This is a genomic window from Lysinibacillus sp. NPDC097195 (genome assembly GCF_044762075.1).
Classification (GTDB): Bacteria; Bacillota; Bacilli; order Bacillales_A; family Planococcaceae; genus Lysinibacillus.
The window spans coordinates 75,268-100,561 of sequence record NZ_JBIWDP010000005.1; the positions used below are offsets into that span (position 1 = coordinate 75,268).

A 25,294-nucleotide genomic window follows, 5' to 3' on the forward strand; every position below is an offset into this window, starting at 1 on the left:
TTAGCTCTATTATAAAGCTAATAAAGAGCGTCTGACTAACAGATAACAATGAACGTATTCTTTTTGTTTTTTCACCCGAACGATTGCGTATTGTTGCTCAAAAAAAGTTGTTAAGATTGTACGCATTTTATAACGCCAGTCCTCTGCTAATTTCGGACTTTCCACTTTCATCTTTTGCAATTGCTGTGGAATAGGCACTAAATAAGCATCCTTGTATAATCGTTGGTTACTTTGGAATTCCCCATCTTTATCGAGCACAGGCAAACCATCCACCGTTAATGACCAATCTACGATTTGTTCCGCTACTTCTTCTAGCTCATCCAAACAATCTTCTGCATGATGGCGCTCAACCCACCATTCGACTGCTATTCGGTCTGAGGGCAGTCCATCATTAAAATCATCTTGCAACGGGCCATAATAATCCTTTTCATATTGAGTACTAACAGCATTTAGCTTTAAAAACGATAAATTTGCTAAACGCGCTTCTAACGGATCGATTAACCACCTAACAAGCTGAAACTCATTATCTCGCGCATATTCTTGCTGAGCATGCTTCAGAAGTTCACCTACACCTTGTTCACGATATGATTTTTCAACACCAATCATGTGTGAGTGCAGATACATTTCCCCTTCACGATAGCCAATAAAACAGTAATTAAAACCAATCAGCCGCTTTTCCAAATAAGCACCAAGTAATAACCCGCCGTTGTGCACTGCTGCGAGTAGTTGATGAGATGGAATAGCTTGGCTCCCCCAAATTTCAGCATTTAAGCATTGCACTTCAGCAATCTCTTCAGGTGTCATTAATTTTTTTATAGAAACATTTTTTAACATAATATAATGCCTCCCTTTTACGGTTCTAGTTTTAGAGCTCCTAAGACAGCGTTTGTCAAAATTTCAACTCCCGTTACAAGCCTTGCCTGCTTAAATCTCATTTTTGGATGATGTAGTCCTGGTGTTAAGCCGCAACCTAGACCAAGCATCGTTGTTTTTAAATGTGGTCTTTGCACAGCATAGTGGTGAAAATCTTCTCCCCCTGGCGTATGCACAGGCTTTCTTAAATTAGAGAGTCCCGCGGCTTTGACAATGGCTTGCTCCATAATATATTGAGCAGTTGTATCCACTTCAGCCGCCACGATATTTGCAACGGTACGCAATTCGATTTGAACTTTATGCAATATTTTTGCAGAATCGATGACACGTTTAACACCTTGATTTAGTGTATCCATCACATCATTACGTTGGGCTCTTATATCGATAGTGAAGGCAGCTTTACCTGGAATAATATTGCCTGACTCTCCGCCAGCTTGAAATTTTGTCATCTTAATCGAGACAGGCACCATCGGATCTGTATGAATCGTACGTAAATCTTCGATGATCGTCGCCCCAACCTCGATAGCATTAATACCGAGATGTGGTCTTGCCGCATGGGCATCTTCTCCAATAATTTCCCCTTCCAGTAAACGGGAAGCTCCATGATACAACGCTGCACAATATGTACCGTCCTCCAGCTCATGTACAGGTCTTAAATGAACGCCAAATAAATACTCTAAATCATCGATAACGCCTTCTTTGAGAACGGCTAATGCCCCAGTCCCCTTTTCTTCAGCCGGTTGGAAAATAACACGAATTGCGCCTTTGTATGATTGAGACTGCTCTTTCAACAGTAAAAGAGCACCTATTGCCATTGTCATATGACCGTCGTGTCCACAGGAATGATTTGCTTTAAACTGGCCATCTACTTCTTGCCATAATGCGTCAATATCCGTACGCAAACCTACTTTTGGTGTTCCCTCGCCAATATCAACATACAGCCCTGTGCAATTTTTAAAGCGTTGTGGTGAAAATCCTTCACGCGTCAACAAATTAAAAATATAATTTGTTGTCTCTACCTCTTTCCAGCTTATTTCTGGATTTGCATGTAAATACGTGAAAATCTCCATTAATCTTGGCCTCAAACGATCCAATGCTTCTTTCATGACAACCAACCCCTTAAAATTGTTACTAGTAAATTTATTATAACGAAAAATCACCCTCACCTGCACAGAAAATTATTTTATCTACTAGCTAATTGACTACATAAAGGACAAAAAGGATGCAGAGATATGCCTATTAACAATGGTTGCGGCTTATCGTGTGGCTGAGAGGAAAGCACCGTAATTCTTTTGCATTAAATAATAATTAGAAGTGTGTACTAGTCGTAGCGGACAACAACAGCATAGCAAAAAAGTGTTAGATTGATGGCAGTCAATCTAACACTTTTCTCTAGCTTATTCAACTAATTAATGCCTCGCATTGCTTTAGAAATAATCGGTGAAACCACTAGTAAGATAATGCCAATAAGAATTGACAATGATCCTAAAAATCCGAAATATGTGAATTCACTTACAACTTCATAAACCTTTACAAGTTGAGCATTTATAGCTTGTGCCGCAGCACTTGTTAAAAACCATAGTGACATTGTTTGTGCAGCAAAAGCCTGTGGCGCTAATTTTGTTGTTGCAGACAAACCTACTGGAGACAATAATAATTCTCCAACTACTACTAAAAAGAATGACAATACTAACCACAATGGACTAACTAAAGTTTGTCCACCTGAAAGATGTGCTGGAATCATCATGACTAAGAATGATAATCCTGCAAAGAATAGTGAATAAGAAAACTTACGTGGTGTTGATGGCTGCTTATCGCCCCATTTTAACCACAGCATCGCAAATAGCGGTGACATTGTAATAACAAATAAAGGGTTTAGCGATTGGAACCAAGATGATTCTAAATGGAAGCCACCAATATTTAATTGTGTCCGCTCATCCGCATACGTCGCTAAAATTGTTGCACCTTGTTCTTGAATAGCCCAAAACATTACCGCGGCTAAAAACAATGGGATGTACGCAAGAAGGCGCGATTTCTCATCCTTTGTTGTTTTCTTACTGCGATACATATAAATAAAGAACACTGTTGGGATAAGTACACCTAGAATAGTAATAATTAAGCTAAAGACATCCATTGTTAGGAAACCAGTCTTAATACCGATGATACCTAAAACGATAATAACTAACGCGATAATACCGAATTGTGTAAAGACTTTTTTACGTTCCTCCGGTTTTAAAGGGTTATTTACTTGTAAGCCTGCTAAGCCTAAATATTTTTTCTCTGTTACTTTAAAAACAATTAAGCCAATAAGCATACCAACGGCTGCTAAACTGAAGCCTAAATGGAAGCTATACTTTTGTCCAATTGTTCCGACAATAAACGGCGCAATGAATGCACCCATATTAATACCCATATAGAAAATGGAGAATCCTGCGTCACGACGACTATCTGTTTCTGAATAAATGTCGCCCACTACGCTTGAGACATTTGGTTTTAATAAACCAGTACCGATAACAATAAACGCCATTGAAGCAAATAACATTGTCACACCGCCAGGGAATGCTAGCAGTAAATGACCAATCATAATTAACACGCCGCCATAAAAAATGGTTTTACGTGTACCTAAAAGTCGATCGGCTATCCAACCACCAATAATACCCGACATATAAACAAGCGAACCATATATAGCCATAATGGAGTTCGCTGTACCGCGATCAAGACCTAATCCACCTTCATTTAGTTCGTAATACATGAAGAAAATTAGAATCGCGCGCATACCGTAGTATGAAAATCGCTCCCAGAATTCAGTGAAAAACAATGTAAAGAGCCCTTTAGGGTGTCCGACAAATCCATTTTGAGGGACAGATTTTACAATTTCATCTTTAGTAGACATAACAATATCCTCTCCCACTTTCATTATTCCTTAAAAATATTGTTCCCCATTGTAGGGATAAAAAACTATGTTTCATCATACTAAAGCGTTTTTATTACTTTAGCAAGAGTTTTAAAAAATGTTGAAAATTTGTCATTATTCAATATATTCAGACCTATTAATTAAATTTTTAACAAATATATTGAAATATCTACGTTTTCTCACTCTTTCTATTCCCCAAAAACGCGATTACTAATAAATTATTTTGAAATATTTTATTTTTTCCGCCTCCGAGTTTTCCTACAAATAAAAAAATCAACGGCGATAATGGCCGTTGATTTTATTAAAAAATGCTATTTACGATGCATAAAGATGTATTACCAAGCAAATTTTACATATGCCATGAATAGTCTTTTACGGGGGCAAGTTATTTAACAACTAAATTTTGGTATTTTGCGTAATCTGCTTCTTTTACTTCAAGCTTAAGTAATGTTCCATTTTCTTCATATGCCGTTTCAAAAATCGTTGCATTTTCATTAAAATAAGACACTACATTGCCTTGTTCATAAGGTATTAGCATTTTACATGTAACATAATCGGAGAAAATATGCTGGCGTATAATTTGCAATAGTTCATCTAAGCCATTGCCCTGCTTAGCAGAAATCCAAATATTGTCTCCACTAATTACAGGATACGGTACATTTGCTAAGTCTGCTTTATTATACACATATATAGTAGGGATTCCTTCAACCCCTACTGCTTTTAACGTCTCATTTGTTACATCCATCATAAAGCCATGCTCTGCATTGGAAACGTCCACAACATGAAGCAAAAGGTCAGCATCACGGGCTTCTTCTAAAGTCGAACGGAATGCCTTCACAAGATGGTGTGGCAATTTGCTAACAAAGCCGACTGTATCTGTTAATAAAAATGACTTCTTATCCTGTAATTCTATATAACGGACAGATGTTTCAAGTGTAGCAAACAGCATATCCTTCTCAAATACTTGCTTGTGATCCTCTTGTCCAATTTTAGCCAGAAGTTGATTCATAATAGTCGATTTACCGGCATTTGTATACCCGACAATAGAGACAACAGGGACAGCATTTTTTCGACGTTGTTTACGTTGAGTCTCTCGCTGCTCCTTGACTTGCTCCAGTTCTTTTTTGATTTTAGATATCTGATCTTCAATTTTACGTCGATCTAGCTCAAGTTTCGTTTCACCGGCCCCACGGTTTTTAAACCCACCGCCAGTGCCACCACCTTGCCGACTTAGAGAGGCATGTAAACCGACTAATCGCGGCAACATATATTGAAGTTGCGCCAACTCCACCTGCATTTGGGCCTCACGTGTTTTCGCACGACGACCAAAAATATCTAAAATTAACATCGTTCGATCGATTACTTTCGTCTCTAAATCACGCTCTAAATTACGAATTTGTGATGGTGATAACTCATCATTAAAAATGACCAGATTAGCCTGTGCTTCTTCATAGAAGCTTTTGATTTCTTCTATTTTACCTGTCCCGACATAATGAGAAGGAGTCACACGTTCTAAATTTTGTGTAACTACGCCTAAAACTTCCACATTTAAAGCTTCAGCTAAATTTGTTAGCTCTTCCATGGAATACTCAAAATGTTTATCATTACGTAAGTTTACGCCAACAAGTATGGCCTTTTCTAGCAGTACATCTACTTCTTTCAATTTTTCCATCCATATCCTCCCACCAACGCCTTGGTGACGCTACAGCAAATTTTCTTCATCTTACCATATAATGCCCCAAAAAGTGCCTTTTAGTCGCCATTGTTCCTGACCACCACCTGCGTTGCATTTTCACAACTGTTCCATCTCTTACTAATAATAAATGCGCCCTAGAGAATTGGGCGCATTGCAAACAATAGATAGATATATTATTAATTTTCATCCTATATTAATGATAATTATTGGCAAGCTACCCCTTTTGTTTTTCGAAGGTGTAGGTAATTCACAAGAAGTTAGGGCGCAGCCTGTCTTCTATTTGCAAGGAACTATTTTATAGTGCGTTATTTCCCTCGTTCTTCTTTTAGCATTGTGACGCTACGATGGAATTCATCTTCAATTTCTTCATTTCGCTTATATGTCACCATACTCACAATAATGGCTACTAGTAAACAAACGATGAAGCCTGGAACAATTTCGTAAAGCGTCGTAGAAAGCGATTCTATTTTTCCCCAAATAAAGGCGGTTGCCGCTCCCAACACCATGCCGCTTAGCGCTCCGTAATTCGTCAATCGCTTCCAATATAATGATAATAAAATAATTGGACCGAATGCAGCACCGAAGCCAGCCCAAGCAAATCCTACTAAATTTAAAATAGAATTTTCAGGGTTCCAAGCCAATATAGCCGCAATAATAGCTACTACTAACACTGCCATACGACCAATAAACACATAATGTTTATCATCAGCAGATTTATTGAACAACGCTTTGTAAATATCCTCAACGAGCGCTGAAGATGTAACGATTAATTGCGAAGAAATTGTGCTCATAATTGCTGCTAAAATAGCAGCCAACATAATACCTGCAATAAATGGATGGAACAAAATTTGACCAAGTACAATAAATACCGTTTCAGCGTCTTTTAATTCCCCTGCGTTTTGTTGGTAATACGCTACACCTACTAATGCGGTTGCAAGTGCACCAGCAAGACTTAAAATCATCCAACCAATACCTATGCGACGAGCCTGTTTTGTTTCCTTGACAGAACTAATGGCCATAAAACGGACGATAATATGTGGTTGCCCAAAATAGCCCAATCCCCAAGCAAGGGATGAAATAATCGCTGCTGCCGTTGCTGTTGCCGGCAATAAACTTAAATGCTCAGGGTTTACAGCTTTAATAGATGCCACTGTTTCACTAAGTCCACCCGTTAAAAATACCCCGAATAACGGTACAGTTATAAGTGCTAAAAACATAATAAGTCCTTGCAAAAAGTCCGTATAACTCACCGCTAAAAAACCACCAAACAATGTATAGGCAACGACTACACCCGATACAATTAATAAGCCAGTATGGTATTCATAACCGAATGAACTATCAAAAAACTTGCCTCCAGCTACCATCCCTGAAGAGACATAAAATGTGAAAAATAATAAAATAATTAACCCAGAAGCAATTCGAATCAATTTCGTGTGATCACGTAATCGATTATCCAAATAACTTGGAATTGTAATAGAATCATTGGAAACTTGCGTATAAACTCGCAATCTCGGTGCGACAAACATCCAATTTAAATAGGCACCTATCGTTAAGCCGATTGCAATCCATGCTTCAACAAGGCCTGATAAATAAATCGCACCTGGAAGTCCCATTAAAAGCCAGCCAGACATATCCGCTGCACCTGCACTAAGTGCTGTAACTGCAGGACCTAACGAACGACCTCCTAGCATATAGTCCGTTAAATTTGAAGTTTTGACAAATGCATACCAACCGATTCCAAGCATTGTCAGCATATAAATAATAATAGCGATTAGCTGATAAGTGTTATCCGACATATGTCTTCCTCCTATCCACAATTATTGTTTACCTTCAAAAAACTTTTCACCCTTAATATACCGTAAAATATTTAAAAACGAAAATGATTATCTGAATAGTTGCTTTATTCATCATTGGACATAGAAAACAACATTGCCTGAAGAAAATTGTGTTACACTAATGCCATTAATTACACAACGAAGAAGGCGAAACAAATGACATTTGAAGAAATGAAAGATCAGCTACTAGAGCGTTTTTTACAACAACAGCTCGTGGCAGCTACAATTAGTCAACCTCGTATGAAGTCGAATGAAATTAAACGTATTAAACTAAAGCCGGTGATGCTAAAAGATGCTTACCATGTACAAATTGAATACCAATATGAGCGCATATTAAAACATGACAACGTGTTATTAGCTGATTTCCCCGCTAAGTTGGAGCAATTTTTTGATGACTTCCGCCAAGCACACCTCGACTTTGTTGACGAAAAAGTACAGGTGCAGCTATCCAAAAAGAACAAAGTATTATGGAAATCCGATAAAGCAGCTACACCAAAGGCAGTAAACTTATCGCATAACCGCAAGAAAAACTATTTACTTGATGAGTCCACCCCCTACCCATTTTTAATTCGCTTAGGCGTGCAAAGCGAAGAAGGAAAAGTAAAAAAACAAAAGTACGATAAATTCAAGCAAATTAATCGCTTCATCGAATTTATCGACGATGCTTTAGCCTATTTGCCAAAAGATCGCCAAGTTCGTATTTTAGATTTTGGATCAGGGAAATCTTACTTAACATTTGCCTTATACCATTACTTAAAAGTTGAAAAAGGTTTGGATATACGCGTTACTGGCTTGGATTTAAAAAAAGAGGTTATTGAGGAATGCTCTCGTATCGCACAGGATTTAGGCTATGAGCAACTTGAATTTTTAGTTGGGGATATTAATGACTATAATGATGAATCCAATGTAGATATGGTCGTAACACTACATGCTTGTGATGTTGCAACAGATATGGCATTATCACGCGCAGTAAAATGGGGTGCAAGTGTGATTTTAAGCGTTCCATGTTGCCAGCATGAGTTAAACCGTCAACTGGATACGCCTGCACTGGACATTATGCTACAGCATGGCCTTGTCCGCGAACGCTTCGCTGCACTGGCAACAGATTCCATTCGCGCAGAAATTTTATCACTTGTTGGTTACGAAGCGCAATTACTCGAATTTATAGACATGGAAAATACACCGAAAAATATTTTAATTCGAGCTTATTATACCGGTAAAAAGCCGAGTGCTCAGCAACGTGCCAAGTACGATGCTTTTGTAACATTATTAAATGCGAAGCCATTTTTGGCAAATGAATTAAAAGCTTATTTATAAACTATGAAAACCCGAGGCGCATTATGTGCCTCGGGTTCTTTTATAGTTCTTGTCGCAATGCTTGAATGACATCGATTTTTGTAGCTTTACGAGCTGGGCGGTAGCCTGAAATCATGGCAACGCCAATACTGATGGCTGACGCAGTTAAGACAAGTTGCCACGGGATAAGTGAAAATGTAATATCAGTCGAACTAAACGCATCTTCACCTGTGGCAGCTTTTAAAATTAACGGTAATACTGCATTTGCAGCAAAGCTAATAGCATATGAAATGGCAACGGCAATAACTGTACCTAAAACACCGATAAATGTGCTTTCCATTAAAAATAAACGTTGAATTAGTTTCGGGCTTGCCCCAATTGCCTTTAATACACCAATTTCACGTGTACGCTCTGTAACCGCCATTGTCATCGTATTAAAAATACCAATCGAAGCGATTAATACAGCAATTGTGCCAACAAAGATTAAGCCAATCTTTAACACAAGGAAAAATACATCCATTTGATCCAATTGTTCCGTCACTGAGTAGACACTATAGCCCTTGTCTTTAAGCTTTTCTAAAATAGGTTTTACATACTCTAAACTGTCGGCATAAATGTTGAATTCAGAATTAAATACCTCATCTTCAGGTACATTATCTAATGCTGCAAGACTACTTCCAAGCGCTGCCTTCTGCTGCGAATCAATATATATTGTATTGTCAATCATCCAATCATATGAAGGCTTCTTCGTCACACCGACGATTGTATATTTTACCTTTTCCGTCTCAGAAGCTTCCATTGAATTAGAAACTAAGGATAACTCAATCTCTTTGCCTATTATAGACTGTTTATATCCTTCTTCATTGCCATCATAATACGTTCCTTCACTTTCAGCCTTTTTACTTTTTTCTTTAATAGCCTCGCGATCTGCATCATTTAATAGCGTTTGGCCAAAATGATAGCCAACAATAATTTCATTTGGCTTTGTCGGATACTGCCCTTGTGCTAGTTTCCCAGTAACATCCTTAAAATCTTGCATATTCGTTAAAATTAAATTAGAGCTGGCATCACGATCTTCAAAATATGAGTGCGCAATTGTATTAAATTTTATAGTTTCCAGCACTGTATTAACATGTTCAATAGATTTGATTTCATCTCTTTGTTGCTCTGTGAATTTAGAACCATCATATACTTGGATCTTTGTAACATTTTCATCTGAAAGTATTTCGTTACGAATGGAATCCTGTAGACCAAAACCTACGGATGCAAGAACAATTAAAAATGCACAGCCCATTGTCGCAGCCAATACGGTCATAAATACACGTAATTTATTTTTCTTTATATGTTGTAAAACAAAATCGACTTGATCTTTCCAAATCATGTTATTCATCCTCCTTCACAAGCTCGCCATCATACATGCGAAAACGTCGATGGGCAATGGTCGCTACTTCTTCATCGTGTGTAATCATGACAAAGGTTAAGCCAAGCTCCCGATTTAAGCTTTGAATGAGGAGTAAAATATCTTGTTCTGTTTCAGAATCTAAACTACCCGTTGGCTCATCTGCGAGTAATATAGGAGGATTCGTAATCAATGCTCTTGCAATACTTACACGCTGTTGCTGACCACCCGATAATTCATTCGGATAATGGTCTGCCACTGCTGTTAATCCAACCTTGTCCATCATTTTTTTCACTTTTTCTTTTCGTACAGCTTTGCTCGTTCCTTGCAATTTCAAAGGTAGCTCAATATTTTCAAAGGCTGTTAACCCCGGCATCAATTGAAAATTTTGAAAGATAAATCCGAACTGTCGTAAGCGAAAAGCTGCACTCTCTGTTTCAGTAAGCTTCGCCGTCTGCTGCCCATTGATACGAATAGAGCCATGTTCAGCCTTCATAAAGCCAGCTAAAATTTGCAGTAAAGTTGATTTTCCCGACCCGCTTTTGCCGACAATTGCCACTATTTCTCCTTTTTTCACCTCAAAATTTACACCCTTTAATACGGGTACATGCTTTTCCTTGCCTTTTTTACCAATTAAAAATGTATGTTGTAAGTTCTCGACTTGAATCATTCTTGACTGACGCCCCTTTCATCTCTATACATTGTAAGAAATAATTCTTAATAATATCGAAGGATAAAAATGAAGATATTCTTAAGAAAATAGGGAACACTATGTTAAGGGACGTGTCTTTACATTGCGTTTACAATTCAATTTGGACAGTTATTATTAACAATTGATTCTAAATAGGAAAACCTGTACTAAACAGATAACGAAATTCTTTATAAACCTTAATTTCAGGTATTTCAACTGTATTAAATACAGTTGAAATCAGTGCAACACTAGCTATTTGTGAACAAAATATATATTACAGGATTGTAAAGTTTTATATTGAGAAGTTAATTTTTATGTAGATATTCGTAAGATTTTGTTATGATAGTAAAGTTTAAAGGTCGATTATTTTATATACATCCAGGAGGATTCTATTTACATGCTTAACTCAAAAAAACAAGACCCTTTCTTTGTGGCATTGCATAAAATTGCTGAAAATATGAGAGAGGCCGTACATTACGCAAATGATTTTCGTATTAATAGTGTAGCTGACTTAAAAGAGATTAGCATTACAATGAAAAATTACGAAACAGCTGGCGATAAACTGATTCATGAACTAATCGTGATGCTAAACAAATCATTTATGACACCGATCGAACGCGAAGATATTTTAGAGTTCGCCATTCGTATGGACGACGTATTAGATGGTACGGAGCATTGTATTGCTCATTTCGAAATGTTCTCCTTAACAGAGGTAGACGAAGCAATGCGCATTTTCTTAGGCTATATTTCTAAAAGTGCCGACGAAATTGTGAAAGCAACTGAAGAGTTAAAGAAAAAGAATCTTATTGGCATGCGCCCACATGCAATTTTAATAAAAGACTATGAGCGTGAATGTGATGAAGTACAAAGAACATCAATTAAACAATTGTTTTTAAATGAAAAAGATCCAATCCGCATCATTAAGTTTAAAGATATTTATGAACAACTAGAAGATATCGCTGATTATTGTCAAAACGTTGCCAACACAATGGAAACAATTATCATGCGTAACGCGTAATTAGGAGTGGGTCACTTACAATGAATACAATAATTATTCTAACCGTATTGGTCGTCATCTTTGCCCTAACATTTGACTTTATCAATGGTTTCCACGATACAGCAAATGCTATCGCAACTTCGGTTTCTACAAGAGCATTGCCACCACGTGCTGCTATTTTAATGGCGGCGACAATGAATTTTATCGGCGCTATTACTTTCGTTGGTGTTGCAAAAGCTCTTACTAAAGATATTGTAGATCCATTCTCTTTAAATGCCTTTGAAGGAGATACAACTGGTTCTATCGTTATTTTAGCTGCATTAATTTCAGCTATTATTTGGAACCTACTTACTTGGTACTTTGGTATTCCTTCAAGCTCTTCCCATACATTAATCGGTTCAATTGCCGGTGCAGCAGTAGCTTCTGCAGGCTTTGGCGTACTTAACTATGGTGGTTTTACAAAAATTATTATGGCTTTAGTATTTTCACCAATCATCGCGATTTGCGCCGGTTTTCTTATGATGTCACTGTTTAAATTATGGTTTAAAAACTTAAATCTTTATCGTACAAATAAAGGCTTCCGTACGATGCAAATTTTCACAGCGGCTATTCAATCATTTACGCACGGTACAAATGACGCGCAAAAAGCAATGGGTATTATGACAATGGCGTTAATAGCTGGGGGTTTACACACTGGGGATGATATTCCTTTTTGGGTTCGAGCAGCTGCGGCCATTGCCATGGGTCTTGGTACTTCTATTGGCGGTTATAAAATCATTAAAACGGTCGGCGGTAAAATTATGAAAATCCGCCCTGTAAATGGCGTTGCGGCAGATTTAGCTTCTGCTACAGTTATTTTCGGCGCAACTTTGATTCATTTACCAGTATCGACAACACACGTTATTTCTTCATCCATCATGGGTGTTGGTTCAGCACAACGTGTGCGTGGTGTAAACTGGGGAATGGCACGTAAAATTGTAACCACTTGGATTATTACAATGCCAATTTCAGCTGTTATGGCATCCGTTATCTACATGATATTATCATTATTCTTCTAAATACTACGGCACTTACTGTTTAATTCGAACAGTCAGTGCCGTTTTTGTATGCTTTTTTTGAGCGCCTTATTTTTTGAGTGCCTGGCACTCACACAATTCTCACACTGCTCCGCGGAATTTCTGCCCTGCTTCGCGGAATTCTCGCCTTGCTCCGCGGGATTCTCTCCTTGCTCCGCGGGATTCCTGCCCTGCTTCGCGGGATTCTCTCGCTGCTTCGCGGAATTCTCGCCCTGTTTCGCGGGATTCTCTCCTTGCTCCGTGGGATTCCTGCCCTGCTCCGCGGGATTCTCACACTGCTTCGCGGGATTCTCTCCTTGCTCCGCGGGATTCTCTCCTTGCTCCGCGGGATTCTCACACTGCTTCGCGGGATTCTCTCCTTGCTCCGCGGGATTCTCACACTGCCTTGCTCCGTGGGATTGTCTCGTTGCTTCGCGGGATTCTCTCCCTGCTCCGCGGGATTCTCACACTGCTTCGCGGGATTCCTGCTCTGCTCCGCGGAATTCTCGCCCTGTTTCGCGGGATTCTCTCCTTGCTCCGCGGGATTCTCGCCCTATTTCGCGGGATTCTCGCCCTGCTCCGCGGAATTCCCGCCTTGCTCCGCGGGATTCTCACACTGCTTCGCGGGATTCTCTCCTTGCTCCGCGGGATTCTCACACTGCCTTGCTCCGCGGGATCCTCACACTGTCTTGCTCGCGGAATCCTCACACTACCTTGTTTCGCGGGAAGCGCAGTGGATTTTTACGCTCTAGGAGTGACAGGCACTCACACAATTCTCACACAATTCATTGTTAGTGTTCACTTTGTCACACGACAAAAACCGACACTTCCTTTACACTAGTTTAAAAGGGGGATGCTTTATCATTATGAAAACTTTTTCAGCTTTTATTACTAGACATGCAAAAGCCATCGTTGCAATTTGGATTGCTATTTTTATTGCCATGGCTGTATTTGCGATACAATTGCCTAGCAAACTACATGGGGATGGCTTTTTTGTTGAAGCTGATCATACCTACGTCACAAATGAACTAGCCAAAACATTTGACTTACCTGCAGAAACAGTCCTGGTTGTCTTTGACCAAGCAAACGATAAAAAAATTGAGAATACCTTGCAAAAACTGGAGAACATTCAAGAAATTCATTCAATCCAATCTCCATTGGATGATCCGTCACTACAAAAGGACGGCCTTGCCTATGCAATGGTACATTTTAAAAATAACCTTGAAGATTTACCTACTAGCGTAAAAAAAGTCCGTTCATTAGTTGAAGAAGATGGCATCAGTGTAACTGGTGGCCCTGTCATTTCAGAGGATATTAACGAAGCTAGCCAAAAAGACTTAGCTTCTGCTGAAGCTATCGGTTTACCAATCGCTATTGTCGTGCTATTACTCGCCTTTGGAACTGTAGTAGCTGCCATTTTACCGATTGTAATTGGTGTCGTTACTGTCGTCACAGCGTTTGGACTGTTGACTTTGCTTAGCGGTAGCGTCAACTTATCAATTTTTGTTTTAAATATTGTACCAATGTTAGGGCTTGCACTCAGTATTGATTTCGCCCTACTATTTATCAATCGTTACCGTGAAGAACGTGGCCATACATCAATTGCTGAAGCAATACAAATTGCAATCCAAACAGCAGGCCGTTCCATTATATTTTCTGCTGTTTGTGTCATGATTGGTCTCGGTGCCATGATTGTTATTGATGTTGAAATTTTCCGTAACATTGCACTTGGCGGTACCATTGTTGTATTGTTCGCGGTACTTTCAGGTCTTACATTATTGCCTGCAACCATGATGGTACTTGGGGATCGCTTAAATAAATGGCGCATTTTACGTGTAAAACCAAGTGGCACGAATCGTTGGCGTAGTTTTGCTGGCTTTGTGATGAAGCGTCCTGTAGCGATTGTTATTGTTGCGATATTGTTACTAGGTATCGGTATGATTCCATTAAAAGATATTAAACTAGCAATACCTCAGGTGGATTCGTTACCAACAAAATACGAAGCAAGAGCAGCTTATGATAAATTAGATGAAACTTTTGGGCTCGGGGATACTTCGGTTTTATATTTACTTGCTGAACGTAAAGAAGGCTGGGAGGACGAGCAGGCACGACAGCTACTTTTTGATATACAAGAAAAGTTACTGGACGATCCACTTGTTGAGAACGTATCAACCATTTATACAACAGCCAATATTAAATCACCCGAAGAATTAACCGCATCTTTAGAAACGCCACAAGTGGCACAACAATTAAAACCAATACTAAATACTTTTTCTAAAGATACACAATTGTTTATTCCTATTACATTAAACGTAGCGGGATCGTCTTCTGCTGCACAAAAATTTGCAAGAACATGGATGGACAAAGATTTAAATGTCGATTTTAAATTAGGTGGACAAGGTAAATTCAATCAAGAGATCTTTGATGAAATCGCTAATAAAATAGTGTTCGCTGTGTTGATCATTATCGTCTCAACGTTCTTTATTTTAATGCTTGCCTTCCGCTCAGTGCTTATTCCGCTCAAGGCGATTATTATGAATATCATTGGGCTATCCTCGGCGTTTGGGATACTCGTTTATATTTTCCAATACGGACATTTTGGCATTGAAGCCGGAACAATTGTCCTGATCATTCCAGTCATTGTCTTTTGTCTAGTATTTGGCTTAAGCATGGACTATGAAGTATTTTTAATATCTCGTATCCAAGAGGAATATCATAAAGGTTTAGATAATACGCGTGCGACAGTGGAAGGGCTCACATCGACTAGCCGTATTATTACATCTGCCGCGCTTATTATGATTGTAATTACAGGCGCATTTGCCTTTACCGACGTCATGCCTGTAAAGCAAATCGGTGTCGGCATTGCCATTGCCATCGCTATCGACGCAACAATTATTCGTCTTATGCTAGTCCCAAGTCTTATGAAGCTATTTGGCGACTGGAACTGGTGGCTACCATTTGCTAAGAAAAAAGAATGATTTAAACAAAAAATCCGAGAACGTCCATTGACATCGTTCTCGGATTTTACGTTTAAAAATATTTACGATACCATGCTCTCGCTGCTTCTACTTCAGGCATTGTAAGCTGATGACCGTAGTTAAACCATGCTGTCGTTACATTAGCACCTGCATCAGATAATAGCGACTCTAAATCCTCTGATTCTTGTGCAGAACATAGCGGATCATTTGTCCCTGCGGCAATAAATACAGGCGTATCTGATAACGCAGGTAGTTCGATTCCACGTCTTGGTACCATCGGATGATGTAAAATCGCACCCGCCAAGGCATCTTCGTAATGGAATAATAAACTTGCAGCAATGTTTGCCCCATTGGAGTAACCAATTGCTACAATGCGTGTACGATCAAATCCGTATTGCTGTGCAGCGGTTGTCAAAAAGCTTTGTAATTCTTGCGTACGGAAGATTAAATCTTCAATATCAAAAACACCTTCAGCTAAACGGCGGAAAAAACGTGGCATACCGTTTTCTAATACATTACCACGAACACTTAAAACATTGGCCGTTTCATCGATTTCCTTTGCAAGGCTAAGTAAAGAATGCTCGTCTCCACCTGTACCGTGTAATAACAATAAAGTTGGCTTTGTTTCATCTGTTCCTTTATGAAATATATGTTGCATGAACACATCACCTTTCAATTATCTTGAATTCGAGATAATTGTAGCCTGTGGTAAAATTAAATTCAAACTTTTTGACTTATTAATTTCACGATTTTGGCTATTTGGCTGCTCTTCATTATTTTTATAGAAATTTTGAATTGTAAAAACTGAAAATAAACATGCAATGACTAAAACAACAATGACAATCCCCACCAATTTTTTACCGCTCATTTCATTTCCCCCATATTACTTAGTTCTTTTTACGAAAGCCTTCTTCCAGCAAATACTCTTTTGCGGCATCATATGTGCCAAAGGCTTCTTCTAAATTATCTCGATGATAGACATTCCAAGAACGCTGCTCAAAAGCAAGCTCTAATTGATCTCCTTCACGATTACGCCAAGTTTCAATAATCGGTTCTTCTTCCTCTTGTTCCTCACCTAAATACGTAATAGCATCTTCAATAATGGCACGTAATTGCTGTTCGTCATAATCACGAATATTAACTAGACCTTTATCATTTGCCTCATTTTCATAGCGTAATAAATCACCGACAAAGACAAAGCCATTGCCGTTTGGATGTAATTTTTCTACGACAATCGTTTTTTCAAACAAACTGTCCATAAAATGATAATTCACTCGTTTCATCGAAATTTCTTTTTTCGTTAATTCAGAAAACGATTCAATTATCGCTTGTTTTTGTTCAAATGTTAGCATGTATATGCTCCTTTTCTTTCATTGTAAATACAAGTATAGCTTATTTTCTACATAAATTAACATATAGACATAAAATGCTCATAAAAATAACTTCAATTCATTTCGAAGTTATCTTTATGAGCTTCTATTTTTCACATATTCGATGTGCTACCGACAACTTTTCGTTATTTTACACGTATGCCGACAATAGCCTCGCTATCATGATTTAGATGTTCGTTAACTGCTGTATATACTGGCTGAAAAATATCGGACTTAATAGGGCATGCTAGCTGTTTTTGCATTGTCCCATCTTTTTGTGGAATATCCACAAACATATTGCGCGCAAGGAAAAGCGGGTGGTTCACCGTTTCTTCAAAGGATAATACTGGTTCCACACAGGCATCAATTTTAGCGAAAATTTCTACCCATTCGGCATATGTTTTTGTGTTAAAAATCTCCTTTAAATGCTGTTTAAATGCTAATTCATCTGCAGGCTTATAGCTCATCACTAACGGCAATAAATCTTGTCGATTAATAGCCATACATAAAGCTTGTCGGAATTTAGGCTCTATGCTGCCAACGGACATATAACGGCCATCCTGCGTTGCAAAATGACCGTAAAAACTTCCACCATTAAGCATCATTTGCTCCCGCTCTAGCGGCTTTCCTTGCACTAAAAACTCTGGCGCCGCTAATGCATTTAATGCTAAGGCACAGTCTGTCATACTAATATCTAAATGTTGCCCCTGTCCTGTCCTTGTACGATATATGACAGCGGCTAAAATGGCTACTACTGCATGTAAAGATCCACCCGCTAAGTCGGCAATTTGAATACCGAGATTTGGGGGCCCTTGTTGTTGACTACCTGAATAACCATGAATACCTGCTAAAGAGACATAATTTATATCATGACCCCCTTTGTCCTTATAGGGACCTGTTTGCCCATAGCCGGAAATAGAACAATAAATAAGACTTGGATTCACTTCTTTCAACGACTCATACCCTAAACCAAGCCGCTCCATTACACCCGGTCGAAATTGCTCTACCACAATATCATATTCCGCCATTAACGCTTTCAAATGATCAATAACAGTTGAATCCTTTAAATTAACAGCTATTGATTTTTTTGAACGCTGTAAATAATCATCAACAATCCAACGTCCTTCACCTGTAGTTGGTTTTGTAATATGCACGACCTCAGCCCCTAAATCAGCCAACATCATTGTTGCAAATGGCCCTGGTAAGAGCGCAGAAAAATCCAATACTTTTAAGCCATTAAGTAACATGTTTGCTCCTCCCCCTTTATTTGATTAAAGGGCGTTGACAACTTGGTCACGCCCCTTAGATTTTTATGTTGTTAATTGCTGTGAAAAATTAGGTGCTCGCTTCTCAAAAAAGGCTTTCATGCCCTCTTCAGGTTCACCTGTTAAAAACGTTTTAGCAAATGCTTCACGCTCTACTTTCAACCCTGCTTCTAATGTGCTATCTACAGCTAAAATACTCTCTTTAATTAAACCAATTGCTTTAATGGCACCTTGAGCTAACGTGTTGGCAAACTTGTATACTTCCTCATCTAATACTGCTGGTTCAACAGCCTTTGTCACAAGCCCAATCGCTTGTGCCTCAGCCGCATTTAGTCGTTTACTAAAGAACATTAGCTCACGTGCCTTGGCGCTGCCAATTAAGCGCGGTAAACGTTGTGTGCCTCCAGCCGCTGGTAATAAGCCCAGTGAAGCTTCCGTCAAACCAATTGTACCACTACCCATAATACGGAAATCACATGCCAGTGCAAATTCACAGCCACCACCTAACGCATGCCCATTAATTGCCGCAATTGTTGGAATCGGCAATTGCTCTAAAGCATTAAAAACATCTTGTAATTGTTTTGCACCTTCTGCGTAATCAATAGGACCTTCAACGTTACTCATCTGTCCCAAATCTGCCCCCGCAATAAAAATTTTAGGATGGGCAGATTTAAAAACGAGCACTCGTATAGATGGATCATGTTTTACACGGTCTATTATCTTTATCAAATCATTTTGAATGCCCAAGTTTAATGTGTTAGCGGGTGGATTGTTAATCGTTGCAACATGTACCCCGTTTTCAAATTGTTCTATCGTCATCGTTTCTAATGTCATTTTGCCATCCTCCTTTTATCGTGGACCCATACGCACTGCACCGTCTAAGCGAATTGTTTCACCATTTAGCATTGGGTTTTCAAAGATAGCCTTAACTAAATGGGCAAATTCAGGTGATTCACCTAAGCGCGGTGGGAACGGAATTTGCTTACCTAACGCTTCCTTCACCTCTTGAGGAGCCATTGCCATTAATGGAGTATTAAAGATACCCGGCGCAATGGTCATAACACGAATTCCATGGCTGGCAAGGTCGCGTGCGATTGGCAATGTCATCCCAACAATACCTGCCTTCGAAGCAGCATATGCAGCTTGACCAATTTGTCCTTCGAATGCTGCTACAGATGCAGTATTTACGATAACCCCTTTTTCGCCAAAGTCGTTTGCAACGTTATTAACCATTGCAGCTGCCACTAAACGAATGACATTAAATGTCCCTACTAAATTTACTTGTACAACAAAGTTAAATTCTTCTAATGGGAAAATCCCCTTTTTCCCTACTACTCTTGTAGATGTACCTAAACCTGCACAATTAACAGCACCATGGATAGCCCCATATTTTTCGAGTGCCATATTAATAGCTTGTTGCACTTCTTCTTCGTCCGTCACATTTGTTTTGACAAATAGACCGTTTAACTCCATTGCGATGGCATGACCTTTTTCTTCATTTAAGTCTAAAATTACCGGAAATCCTCCTTGCTCAGCAATCACTCTAGCTGTTGCTTCGCCTAAACCCGATCCCCCACCTGTTACAACTACTGCTCTATTGTTAAAATCCATATTTTCATCTCCCTATTCACACCGTTCTATAATTAAAGCGTTCGCCATGCCTGGTCCCTCACAAATCGTCACGAGTCCGTAGCGTTCATTCCGTCTTTCTAATTCATTGAGTAATGTCGCTACAAGTCGTGTACCGGTTGAACCAAGTGCATGTCCTAATGCGATAGCCCCACCGTTGACATTCACCTTCTCTAATGGAATATCTGTTTCATACTGCCAACGCAGTACAACAGATGAAAATGCTTCATTAATTTCTACAAGATGAATATCATCTTTCGTTAATCCTGCTTTTTCAAGCACCTTTTGCGTTGCGACAGCTGGACCCTTTAGCATTGCAACGGGATCTGTGCCTACAACCGAGAACGCAATAAAACGCGCCCGTGGTCGTAAATCATATTTTTCAGCCGCTTCTTTGCTGACGATTAATACAGCACTAGCACCGTCCGAGATTTGGCTCGCTGTACCAGGTGTCACAGTTTTTAGTCCAGCATACACAGGTTGCAGATTTGCTAATTGTTCAATTGAAGTATCTGGCCTAATAGTTTCATCATTGTCAAAAGTAGACATATTGCCCTCAACATCACAAATAGGCACAGCTATTATTTCATTATCAAAGTAGCCATTACGTTGTGCTATTGCCGCTCGTTGATGTGAGCGTACACTATAATCATCGATTTGCTCTCTTGTTAAACCGATTTCTTGTGCAATGAGTTCAGCACCGGCAAATTGATTAAAGCCATAACCTTGTAAATCGAATTTATCAAATAAACTTTTGGTCATCGGTGTTTTACCATCGCGAGCAGAGGAACCAATTGGCACCCTCGACATCGACTCAATACCCGCGGCAATCACCACATCATAGCTACCAGCCATAATGCCTTGTGCAGCAAAGTGCACAGCTTGTAAACTAGAGCCACACTGTCTATCAATGGTTGTACCTGGGACAGAAATAGGAAGCCCTGCGGCAAGCCACGCATTGCGGGCAATATTGGATGATTGTTCATCCACTTGGTCGACACAGCCGACAATCACATCATCGATAATAGCTGGGTCTAAATGATTGCGTTCAACAATGGCCTTTAACACAAAGCCTAATAAATCCACTGGATGCTCATTGGCTAAGCTTCCATTGCGTCTGCCCATTGGCGTACGAATGGCATCTACTATGACTGCTTCAAACATCAGCTAACCCCCTATACTTGTTTTAGACGTGTTTTCTCTCTTTCTATTAATTGAATTTTCGAAATTTTTCCGGCAGCTGTCATCGGTAATTGCTCGATAAATTCTAATTCCCGTATACGTGAATAATGGACGACTTTTTCATTTACGAAATTCATAATGTCTTCTACAGTTGCAGAGACCCCTTGCTTTAATACGACAAATGCCTTTGGCTTCTCACCGACATTTGGATCTTGAATACCGACAACAATACCCGCTGCAACTGCTGGATGCTCATATAGATGCTCTTCAATTTGGCGTGGATAAACATTATAGCCGTTATAAATCAACATATCTTTTTTACGATCTACAATAGACAAGAAACCATTTTCATCAAAAATACCAATATCACCTGTGTGTAACCAACCATCGATTAAAGTTTCGGCAGTTACTTCGGGATTATTGAAATAACCTTTCATCACTTGTGGGCCCTTGATGCATACCTCTCCACGTTGACCAGCTTCCGTAATTACTTTACCTTGTTCATCTACTGACATTAATTTGACTGTTGTATTATAAATAGGCAATCCGACTGTTCCTAACTTCCGCTCTCCATCATAAAAGCCAACACTTTGTACAGCACTCGCTGTAGATTCTGTTAAACCATAGCCTTCTGTTACTACTGCATTCGGGAAATATTTGATAAGTAGCTTCATCGTTTCCATTGCGATTGGAGCCGCACCTGAATTAATTGTCCGAACACTAGAGAAATCATGCTTCTCAATGTTTGGATGCATTATTAAGTAGTTAAACATAGCAGGAGCACCAGATAATTCTGTAACTTTATAACGTTCTAAATCCGCTAAAAATTCTTCTGGAATAAAACGGTCAAATAAAATAGAAGTCGCCCCCAAAAGTACCCCGTACGCTAAACCGCCCATTGTGCCCGCCCCATGATACATTGGCGCTGGACTCAGGCGTATATTGGTCCCTGGTAAAGTAGGATAGTGTTTCAAATATTCAGTAGCGTTTTTCTCGACAACTTTAATAGTTAATGCACCATCCTCATCGACCTTTGCCAATGCCGCTGAAGACCAAGCAGCAGATTGCAAAATATTACTGATTAAGTTGTTATGGGTAATCATTACGCCTTTTGGTTTTCCTGTTGTGCCACCTGTATAGGCAATGTGTGCAAGGTCTTCTAAAACATCAATTTCAACACTAAACTCATGCGCATCATGGTCATTAATAAAGCGATTGAAACTTATAACATCTTCACCATAGGACGTTGTGTCGAGGCATTGTTCTAAGGAAGCTACCTCTACATCACTCGTCACAATAATTTTATTAATTTTGGAATGCTGTATAACATCTCCCCATAAAGTGGCAAGTTGTTCATGAGTAATTAACACTTTCGCACCGCTATCTTGGAGTTGAAATAAAAACTCATCCTTCGGTAATAAGGGATTTATCGGTGTATACGTAGCGCCCGCTAGTAAAATACCATAATAGGAAATAGCATATTGTGTACAATTCAACATTTGAATCGCCACGACATCACCTTTGCCGACGCCCATTTCCTTTAGCCCATTTGCTAAACGCAATGCTTGATTGTATAGCTCTTTATAAGTTAGTTCTTTTTGGCGATAAAGAAAGGCAACACGATCTCCATAATACTTAGCAGCCCCCTTGATGATTGCACCCGCCGGTACAAGAGGAATAGTAATTTCATTAGGTATTGTTTGATTGTAAAACTTCGGATTGTTGAACTGTTTGATCATTTAGCATCCACCCCTGTGCTTTTATGATGACATCATATGAATCTTGTAATTGACCTAAATAGCTTTCCAACAAACGAGCTCTTTTCAAAAATAAATGACAATCAATTTCTGTCGTAAATCCTATCCCACCATGCATCTGGATATTATGCGATGCGACTTCGATAAAAGCATTTTTCGCAAATGCATCTGCACTTGCTACTGCTGTGACAACATCTGTTGGCTGCTCAGCAACTGCCCAATTAGCATAATAAACAATCGACTTGGCTAAATCTAATTCAACCTTCATCTCAACAATGCGATGCTTCACAGCTTGGAAACGACCGATCGCATGCCCAAATTGCTCTCGCGTCTTGGCATATTCCGCACACATGTCGACAATCTCTTCCATGCTCCCCACACTAATCATCGCTAAGGCCGCCTTTAAAGATTGTTGACCTTGTTGATATATGTTCCAACCGTTATCAAGCTCTCCAAGAATCGCAGTTTTTGAGAGACGCATATTATCAAAATGTACTTCCGTTATAGCCTTTGTTTCATCAATAACTTGCAATCGTTTTGTCGACCATTGCACTTCCTCTTTATCTACAATAAAAAGCGTTATATTATCTTCAGATGTTTTAGCCGCGACGATCATCGCATCTGCATTATCACCATCAATAACAAATGTTTTCCTACCATTAAGAATAAAATAATCCCCAATCGGCTTTGCTTCTAACTGTATAGCCTGCTGAGCAAAACTAAATGTGTCTGGCTCTGCAATGGCTAGCGTAAACTTCGCTTCTCCAGCAGCGATTTTTGGCAAGTAGTGCTCCCTTTGTTGCGCTGTACCGTATTGTGTAATAAGAGGTGTTGCAAATGCCACCGTTTCCGCATAAACACCAGGCAATAAAATACGCCCAATTTCTTCTAGCACAGGTATAAGATCGACTTGCGACAATCCGGCACCGCCATATTCTTCAGGTATATTAATTGCCATCGCTCCTAGTTCTGCTAAGCCTGTCCAAATCTTTTCATAGTGTGATAGATCACCCGTTATAAACATCCTGGCAGCACGGGTTTTTTCCTGCGCCGCTAAATACTTTCTAAGCGATGTTTGAAATAGTTTCTGCTCTTTTGTCAATGCAAAGTGCATTATTAGCCCTCCCTTACAACGTAATTATTTTAAATCCTTTGGTAAACCGAGTATTCGTTCACCAATGACATTTTTCAAAATTTCAGTCGTTCCACCAGCTATCGTTGAACCAAAGGATTGTAAATATTGATGTTGCCAATCTACCGATGTTTTTTCGTCACCTTTCCACAGCATGCCCTTTAGACCTTGCATGGACACTGCAAAAGCGGTAAGCTCTTTCGATAACTCGCTACTCACTAATTTATCAATCGATCCCTCTGGACCAGGATAGCCTTGGTCAATTGTTTTCGTTAAATTACGATAATAGTTCAAAGATGCAGCACGTAATCGCGTATAAATTTGAGCAAGCTTTGTCGCATGGTGCGGGTTATCAATGGCCATTTTATGATGAGGGGACTCTATTTGCATATCCTGTACTAAATCATTAAAAATATTTTCTAAATGGAAAATTGTCCCCGCGACGCCGACACGTTCATGACTGAGTAATGCCATTGAAACTTGCCAACCCATTCCTACTTCACCTACTACATCTGCCGCTTCCGCTACAGCCTCTTGCAAAAATATTTCGTTAAAATCATGGTCATCATTCATTTGATAAATTGGCCGCACTTCAACACCCGGCTGATGCATATCGATCAAAAATGCTGTAATACCTTCATGACGTTTTCCAGCGTTACTTGTCCTTGCTAAAATAAAACATTTATCTGCCATATGTGCATAAGTCGTCCAAACTTTTTGACCTGTAATGTACCATTTGCCATCTCGTTCTACTGCTTTCGTTTGTAAACCTGCTAAGTCCGAGCCCGCATTCGGTTCAGAGAAGCCCTGACACCAAATTTCTTCACCGCTTAAAATTTTATCGATGTACTTTTCTTTTTGTTCAGCGGTCCCCATTTGGATTAACGTTGGCCCTACCATATTAATGCCCATAAAATTTAAGACAGGTGGCGCTTTGACACGTGCTAGTTCTTCCTGATAAATAACCTCTTGAATTAACGATGCTCCGCGTCCCCCATATTGTTTCGGCCAGTGAATGCCAGCCCAGCCACCCTCCATCAGCTTGCGTTGCCATGCTTTTAAAAAATCTTTGCGTTGTCGATCATTTTCGGGTAAAGTCCGTTTTCCCTCCATCCACCCTTCAGGTAAATTAGCTTCTAACCAACTTCGTATTTCTAATCGAAAGAGCTCATCTTCTTGTGTATATGTTAAATTCAACTTAATACCCCCTTTTTGTTATTAGTGG

21 protein-coding genes are annotated in these 25,294 nt (G+C 39.4%); 4 read left to right on the top strand and 17 right to left on the bottom strand.

All coding sequences use genetic code 11. The features are described from left to right. Nucleotides 1-9: 9 nt before the first annotated feature. The 5 genes from ACIQXI_RS18620 to putP all read right to left on the bottom strand — a co-directional run bounded on the left by ACIQXI_RS18620 (nucleotide 10) and on the right by putP (nucleotide 7,279). Nucleotides 10-834: a GNAT family N-acetyltransferase gene (locus ACIQXI_RS18620; RefSeq protein ID WP_402927667.1), complete on the bottom strand. Its 825-nt coding sequence runs from the start codon at nucleotides 832-834 to the stop codon at nucleotides 10-12. Between the two features lie 17 nt (nucleotides 835-851). Continuing rightward, on the bottom strand, nucleotides 852-1,979 hold the full coding sequence (locus tag ACIQXI_RS18625; protein WP_402927669.1) for a M20 peptidase aminoacylase family protein: 1,128 nt from the start codon (nucleotides 1,977-1,979) through the stop codon (nucleotides 852-854). Between the two features lie 299 nt (nucleotides 1,980-2,278). Next, on the bottom strand, nucleotides 2,279-3,766 hold the full coding sequence (locus tag ACIQXI_RS18630) for a peptide MFS transporter (RefSeq protein WP_402927670.1): 1,488 nt from the start codon (nucleotides 3,764-3,766) through the stop codon (nucleotides 2,279-2,281). Between the two features lie 406 nt (nucleotides 3,767-4,172). After that, nucleotides 4,173-5,459 carry a GTPase HflX gene (gene hflX, locus ACIQXI_RS18635; RefSeq protein ID WP_402927671.1) on the bottom strand — a complete coding sequence of 429 codons (1,287 nt, stop codon included), beginning with the start codon at nucleotides 5,457-5,459 and terminating at the stop codon, nucleotides 4,173-4,175. A gap of 329 nt (nucleotides 5,460-5,788) precedes the next feature. Then, nucleotides 5,789-7,279 (bottom strand): sodium/proline symporter PutP, encoded by a 1,491-nt coding sequence (gene putP / locus ACIQXI_RS18640; RefSeq protein ID WP_402927672.1) that lies wholly within the window; start codon nucleotides 7,277-7,279, stop codon nucleotides 5,789-5,791. Nucleotides 7,280-7,474: 195 nt separating this feature from the next. Between putP and ACIQXI_RS18645 the strand changes: the two genes are divergently transcribed. Continuing rightward, the gene (locus ACIQXI_RS18645; RefSeq protein ID WP_402927673.1) at nucleotides 7,475-8,635 is read left to right on the top strand and encodes a class I SAM-dependent methyltransferase; all 1,161 of its coding nucleotides are present in this window, start codon (nucleotides 7,475-7,477) and stop codon (nucleotides 8,633-8,635) included. Nucleotides 8,636-8,675: 40 nt separating this feature from the next. On the opposite strand, the gene ACIQXI_RS18650 is transcribed toward ACIQXI_RS18645, so the two are convergent. Further along, nucleotides 8,676-9,995, bottom strand: a complete 1,320-nt coding sequence (locus ACIQXI_RS18650) for an ABC transporter permease (protein WP_402927675.1) — start codon at nucleotides 9,993-9,995, stop codon at nucleotides 8,676-8,678. Nucleotide 9,996: 1 nt separating this feature from the next. Next, nucleotides 9,997-10,683 (bottom strand): ABC transporter ATP-binding protein, encoded by a 687-nt coding sequence (locus ACIQXI_RS18655; RefSeq protein ID WP_402927676.1) that lies wholly within the window; start codon nucleotides 10,681-10,683, stop codon nucleotides 9,997-9,999. 418 nt (nucleotides 10,684-11,101) lie between these two features. Between ACIQXI_RS18655 and ACIQXI_RS18660 the strand changes: the two genes are divergently transcribed. The 3 genes from ACIQXI_RS18660 to ACIQXI_RS18670 all read left to right on the top strand — a co-directional run bounded on the left by ACIQXI_RS18660 (nucleotide 11,102) and on the right by ACIQXI_RS18670 (nucleotide 15,734). Beyond that, nucleotides 11,102-11,722, top strand: coding sequence for a DUF47 domain-containing protein (locus ACIQXI_RS18660; RefSeq protein ID WP_402927677.1), 621 nt, complete (start codon nucleotides 11,102-11,104; stop codon nucleotides 11,720-11,722). A gap of 20 nt (nucleotides 11,723-11,742) precedes the next feature. Further along, nucleotides 11,743-12,759, top strand: coding sequence for an inorganic phosphate transporter (locus ACIQXI_RS18665; protein WP_402927678.1), 1,017 nt, complete (start codon nucleotides 11,743-11,745; stop codon nucleotides 12,757-12,759). Between the two features lie 863 nt (nucleotides 12,760-13,622). After that, complete coding sequence (locus ACIQXI_RS18670) at nucleotides 13,623-15,734, top strand: MMPL family transporter (protein ID WP_402927680.1); 2,112 nt, start codon at nucleotides 13,623-13,625, stop codon at nucleotides 15,732-15,734. 52 nt (nucleotides 15,735-15,786) lie between these two features. On the opposite strand, the gene ACIQXI_RS18675 is transcribed toward ACIQXI_RS18670, so the two are convergent. The 10 genes from ACIQXI_RS18675 to ACIQXI_RS18720 all read right to left on the bottom strand — a co-directional run bounded on the left by ACIQXI_RS18675 (nucleotide 15,787) and on the right by ACIQXI_RS18720 (nucleotide 25,266). After that, nucleotides 15,787-16,392 (bottom strand): alpha/beta hydrolase, encoded by a 606-nt coding sequence (locus ACIQXI_RS18675; protein ID WP_402927682.1) that lies wholly within the window; start codon nucleotides 16,390-16,392, stop codon nucleotides 15,787-15,789. A gap of 18 nt (nucleotides 16,393-16,410) precedes the next feature. Continuing rightward, the gene (locus ACIQXI_RS18680; RefSeq protein ID WP_402927683.1) at nucleotides 16,411-16,602 is read right to left on the bottom strand and encodes a hypothetical protein; all 192 of its coding nucleotides are present in this window, start codon (nucleotides 16,600-16,602) and stop codon (nucleotides 16,411-16,413) included. A 19-nt stretch (nucleotides 16,603-16,621) separates the two neighbouring features. Beyond that, nucleotides 16,622-17,086 (bottom strand): hypothetical protein, encoded by a 465-nt coding sequence (locus tag ACIQXI_RS18685; protein WP_402927684.1) that lies wholly within the window; start codon nucleotides 17,084-17,086, stop codon nucleotides 16,622-16,624. Nucleotides 17,087-17,250: 164 nt separating this feature from the next. Next, nucleotides 17,251-18,351 carry a CaiB/BaiF CoA transferase family protein gene (locus ACIQXI_RS18690; RefSeq protein ID WP_402927685.1) on the bottom strand — a complete coding sequence of 367 codons (1,101 nt, stop codon included), beginning with the start codon at nucleotides 18,349-18,351 and terminating at the stop codon, nucleotides 17,251-17,253. Between the two features lie 63 nt (nucleotides 18,352-18,414). Further along, nucleotides 18,415-19,203: an enoyl-CoA hydratase/isomerase family protein gene (locus ACIQXI_RS18695; RefSeq protein ID WP_402927686.1), complete on the bottom strand. Its 789-nt coding sequence runs from the start codon at nucleotides 19,201-19,203 to the stop codon at nucleotides 18,415-18,417. A 15-nt stretch (nucleotides 19,204-19,218) separates the two neighbouring features. Beyond that, a complete protein-coding gene (locus tag ACIQXI_RS18700) occupies nucleotides 19,219-19,980 on the bottom strand; it encodes a 3-hydroxyacyl-CoA dehydrogenase (protein WP_402927687.1) in 762 nt (253 codons plus the stop codon). Nucleotides 19,981-19,992: 12 nt separating this feature from the next. Next, the gene (locus ACIQXI_RS18705) at nucleotides 19,993-21,162 is read right to left on the bottom strand and encodes a thiolase family protein (RefSeq protein WP_402927689.1); all 1,170 of its coding nucleotides are present in this window, start codon (nucleotides 21,160-21,162) and stop codon (nucleotides 19,993-19,995) included. 11 nt (nucleotides 21,163-21,173) lie between these two features. Continuing rightward, the gene (locus tag ACIQXI_RS18710; RefSeq protein WP_402927690.1) at nucleotides 21,174-22,919 is read right to left on the bottom strand and encodes a class I adenylate-forming enzyme family protein; all 1,746 of its coding nucleotides are present in this window, start codon (nucleotides 22,917-22,919) and stop codon (nucleotides 21,174-21,176) included. Beyond that, complete coding sequence (locus ACIQXI_RS18715; RefSeq protein ID WP_402927691.1) at nucleotides 22,870-24,051, bottom strand: acyl-CoA dehydrogenase family protein; 1,182 nt, start codon at nucleotides 24,049-24,051, stop codon at nucleotides 22,870-22,872. The genes ACIQXI_RS18710 and ACIQXI_RS18715 overlap by 50 nt, the downstream gene beginning before the upstream one ends. Before the next feature lie 24 nt (nucleotides 24,052-24,075). Continuing rightward, nucleotides 24,076-25,266 (bottom strand): acyl-CoA dehydrogenase family protein, encoded by a 1,191-nt coding sequence (locus ACIQXI_RS18720; protein WP_402927693.1) that lies wholly within the window; start codon nucleotides 25,264-25,266, stop codon nucleotides 24,076-24,078. Between the last annotated feature and the right edge of the window lie 28 nt (nucleotides 25,267-25,294).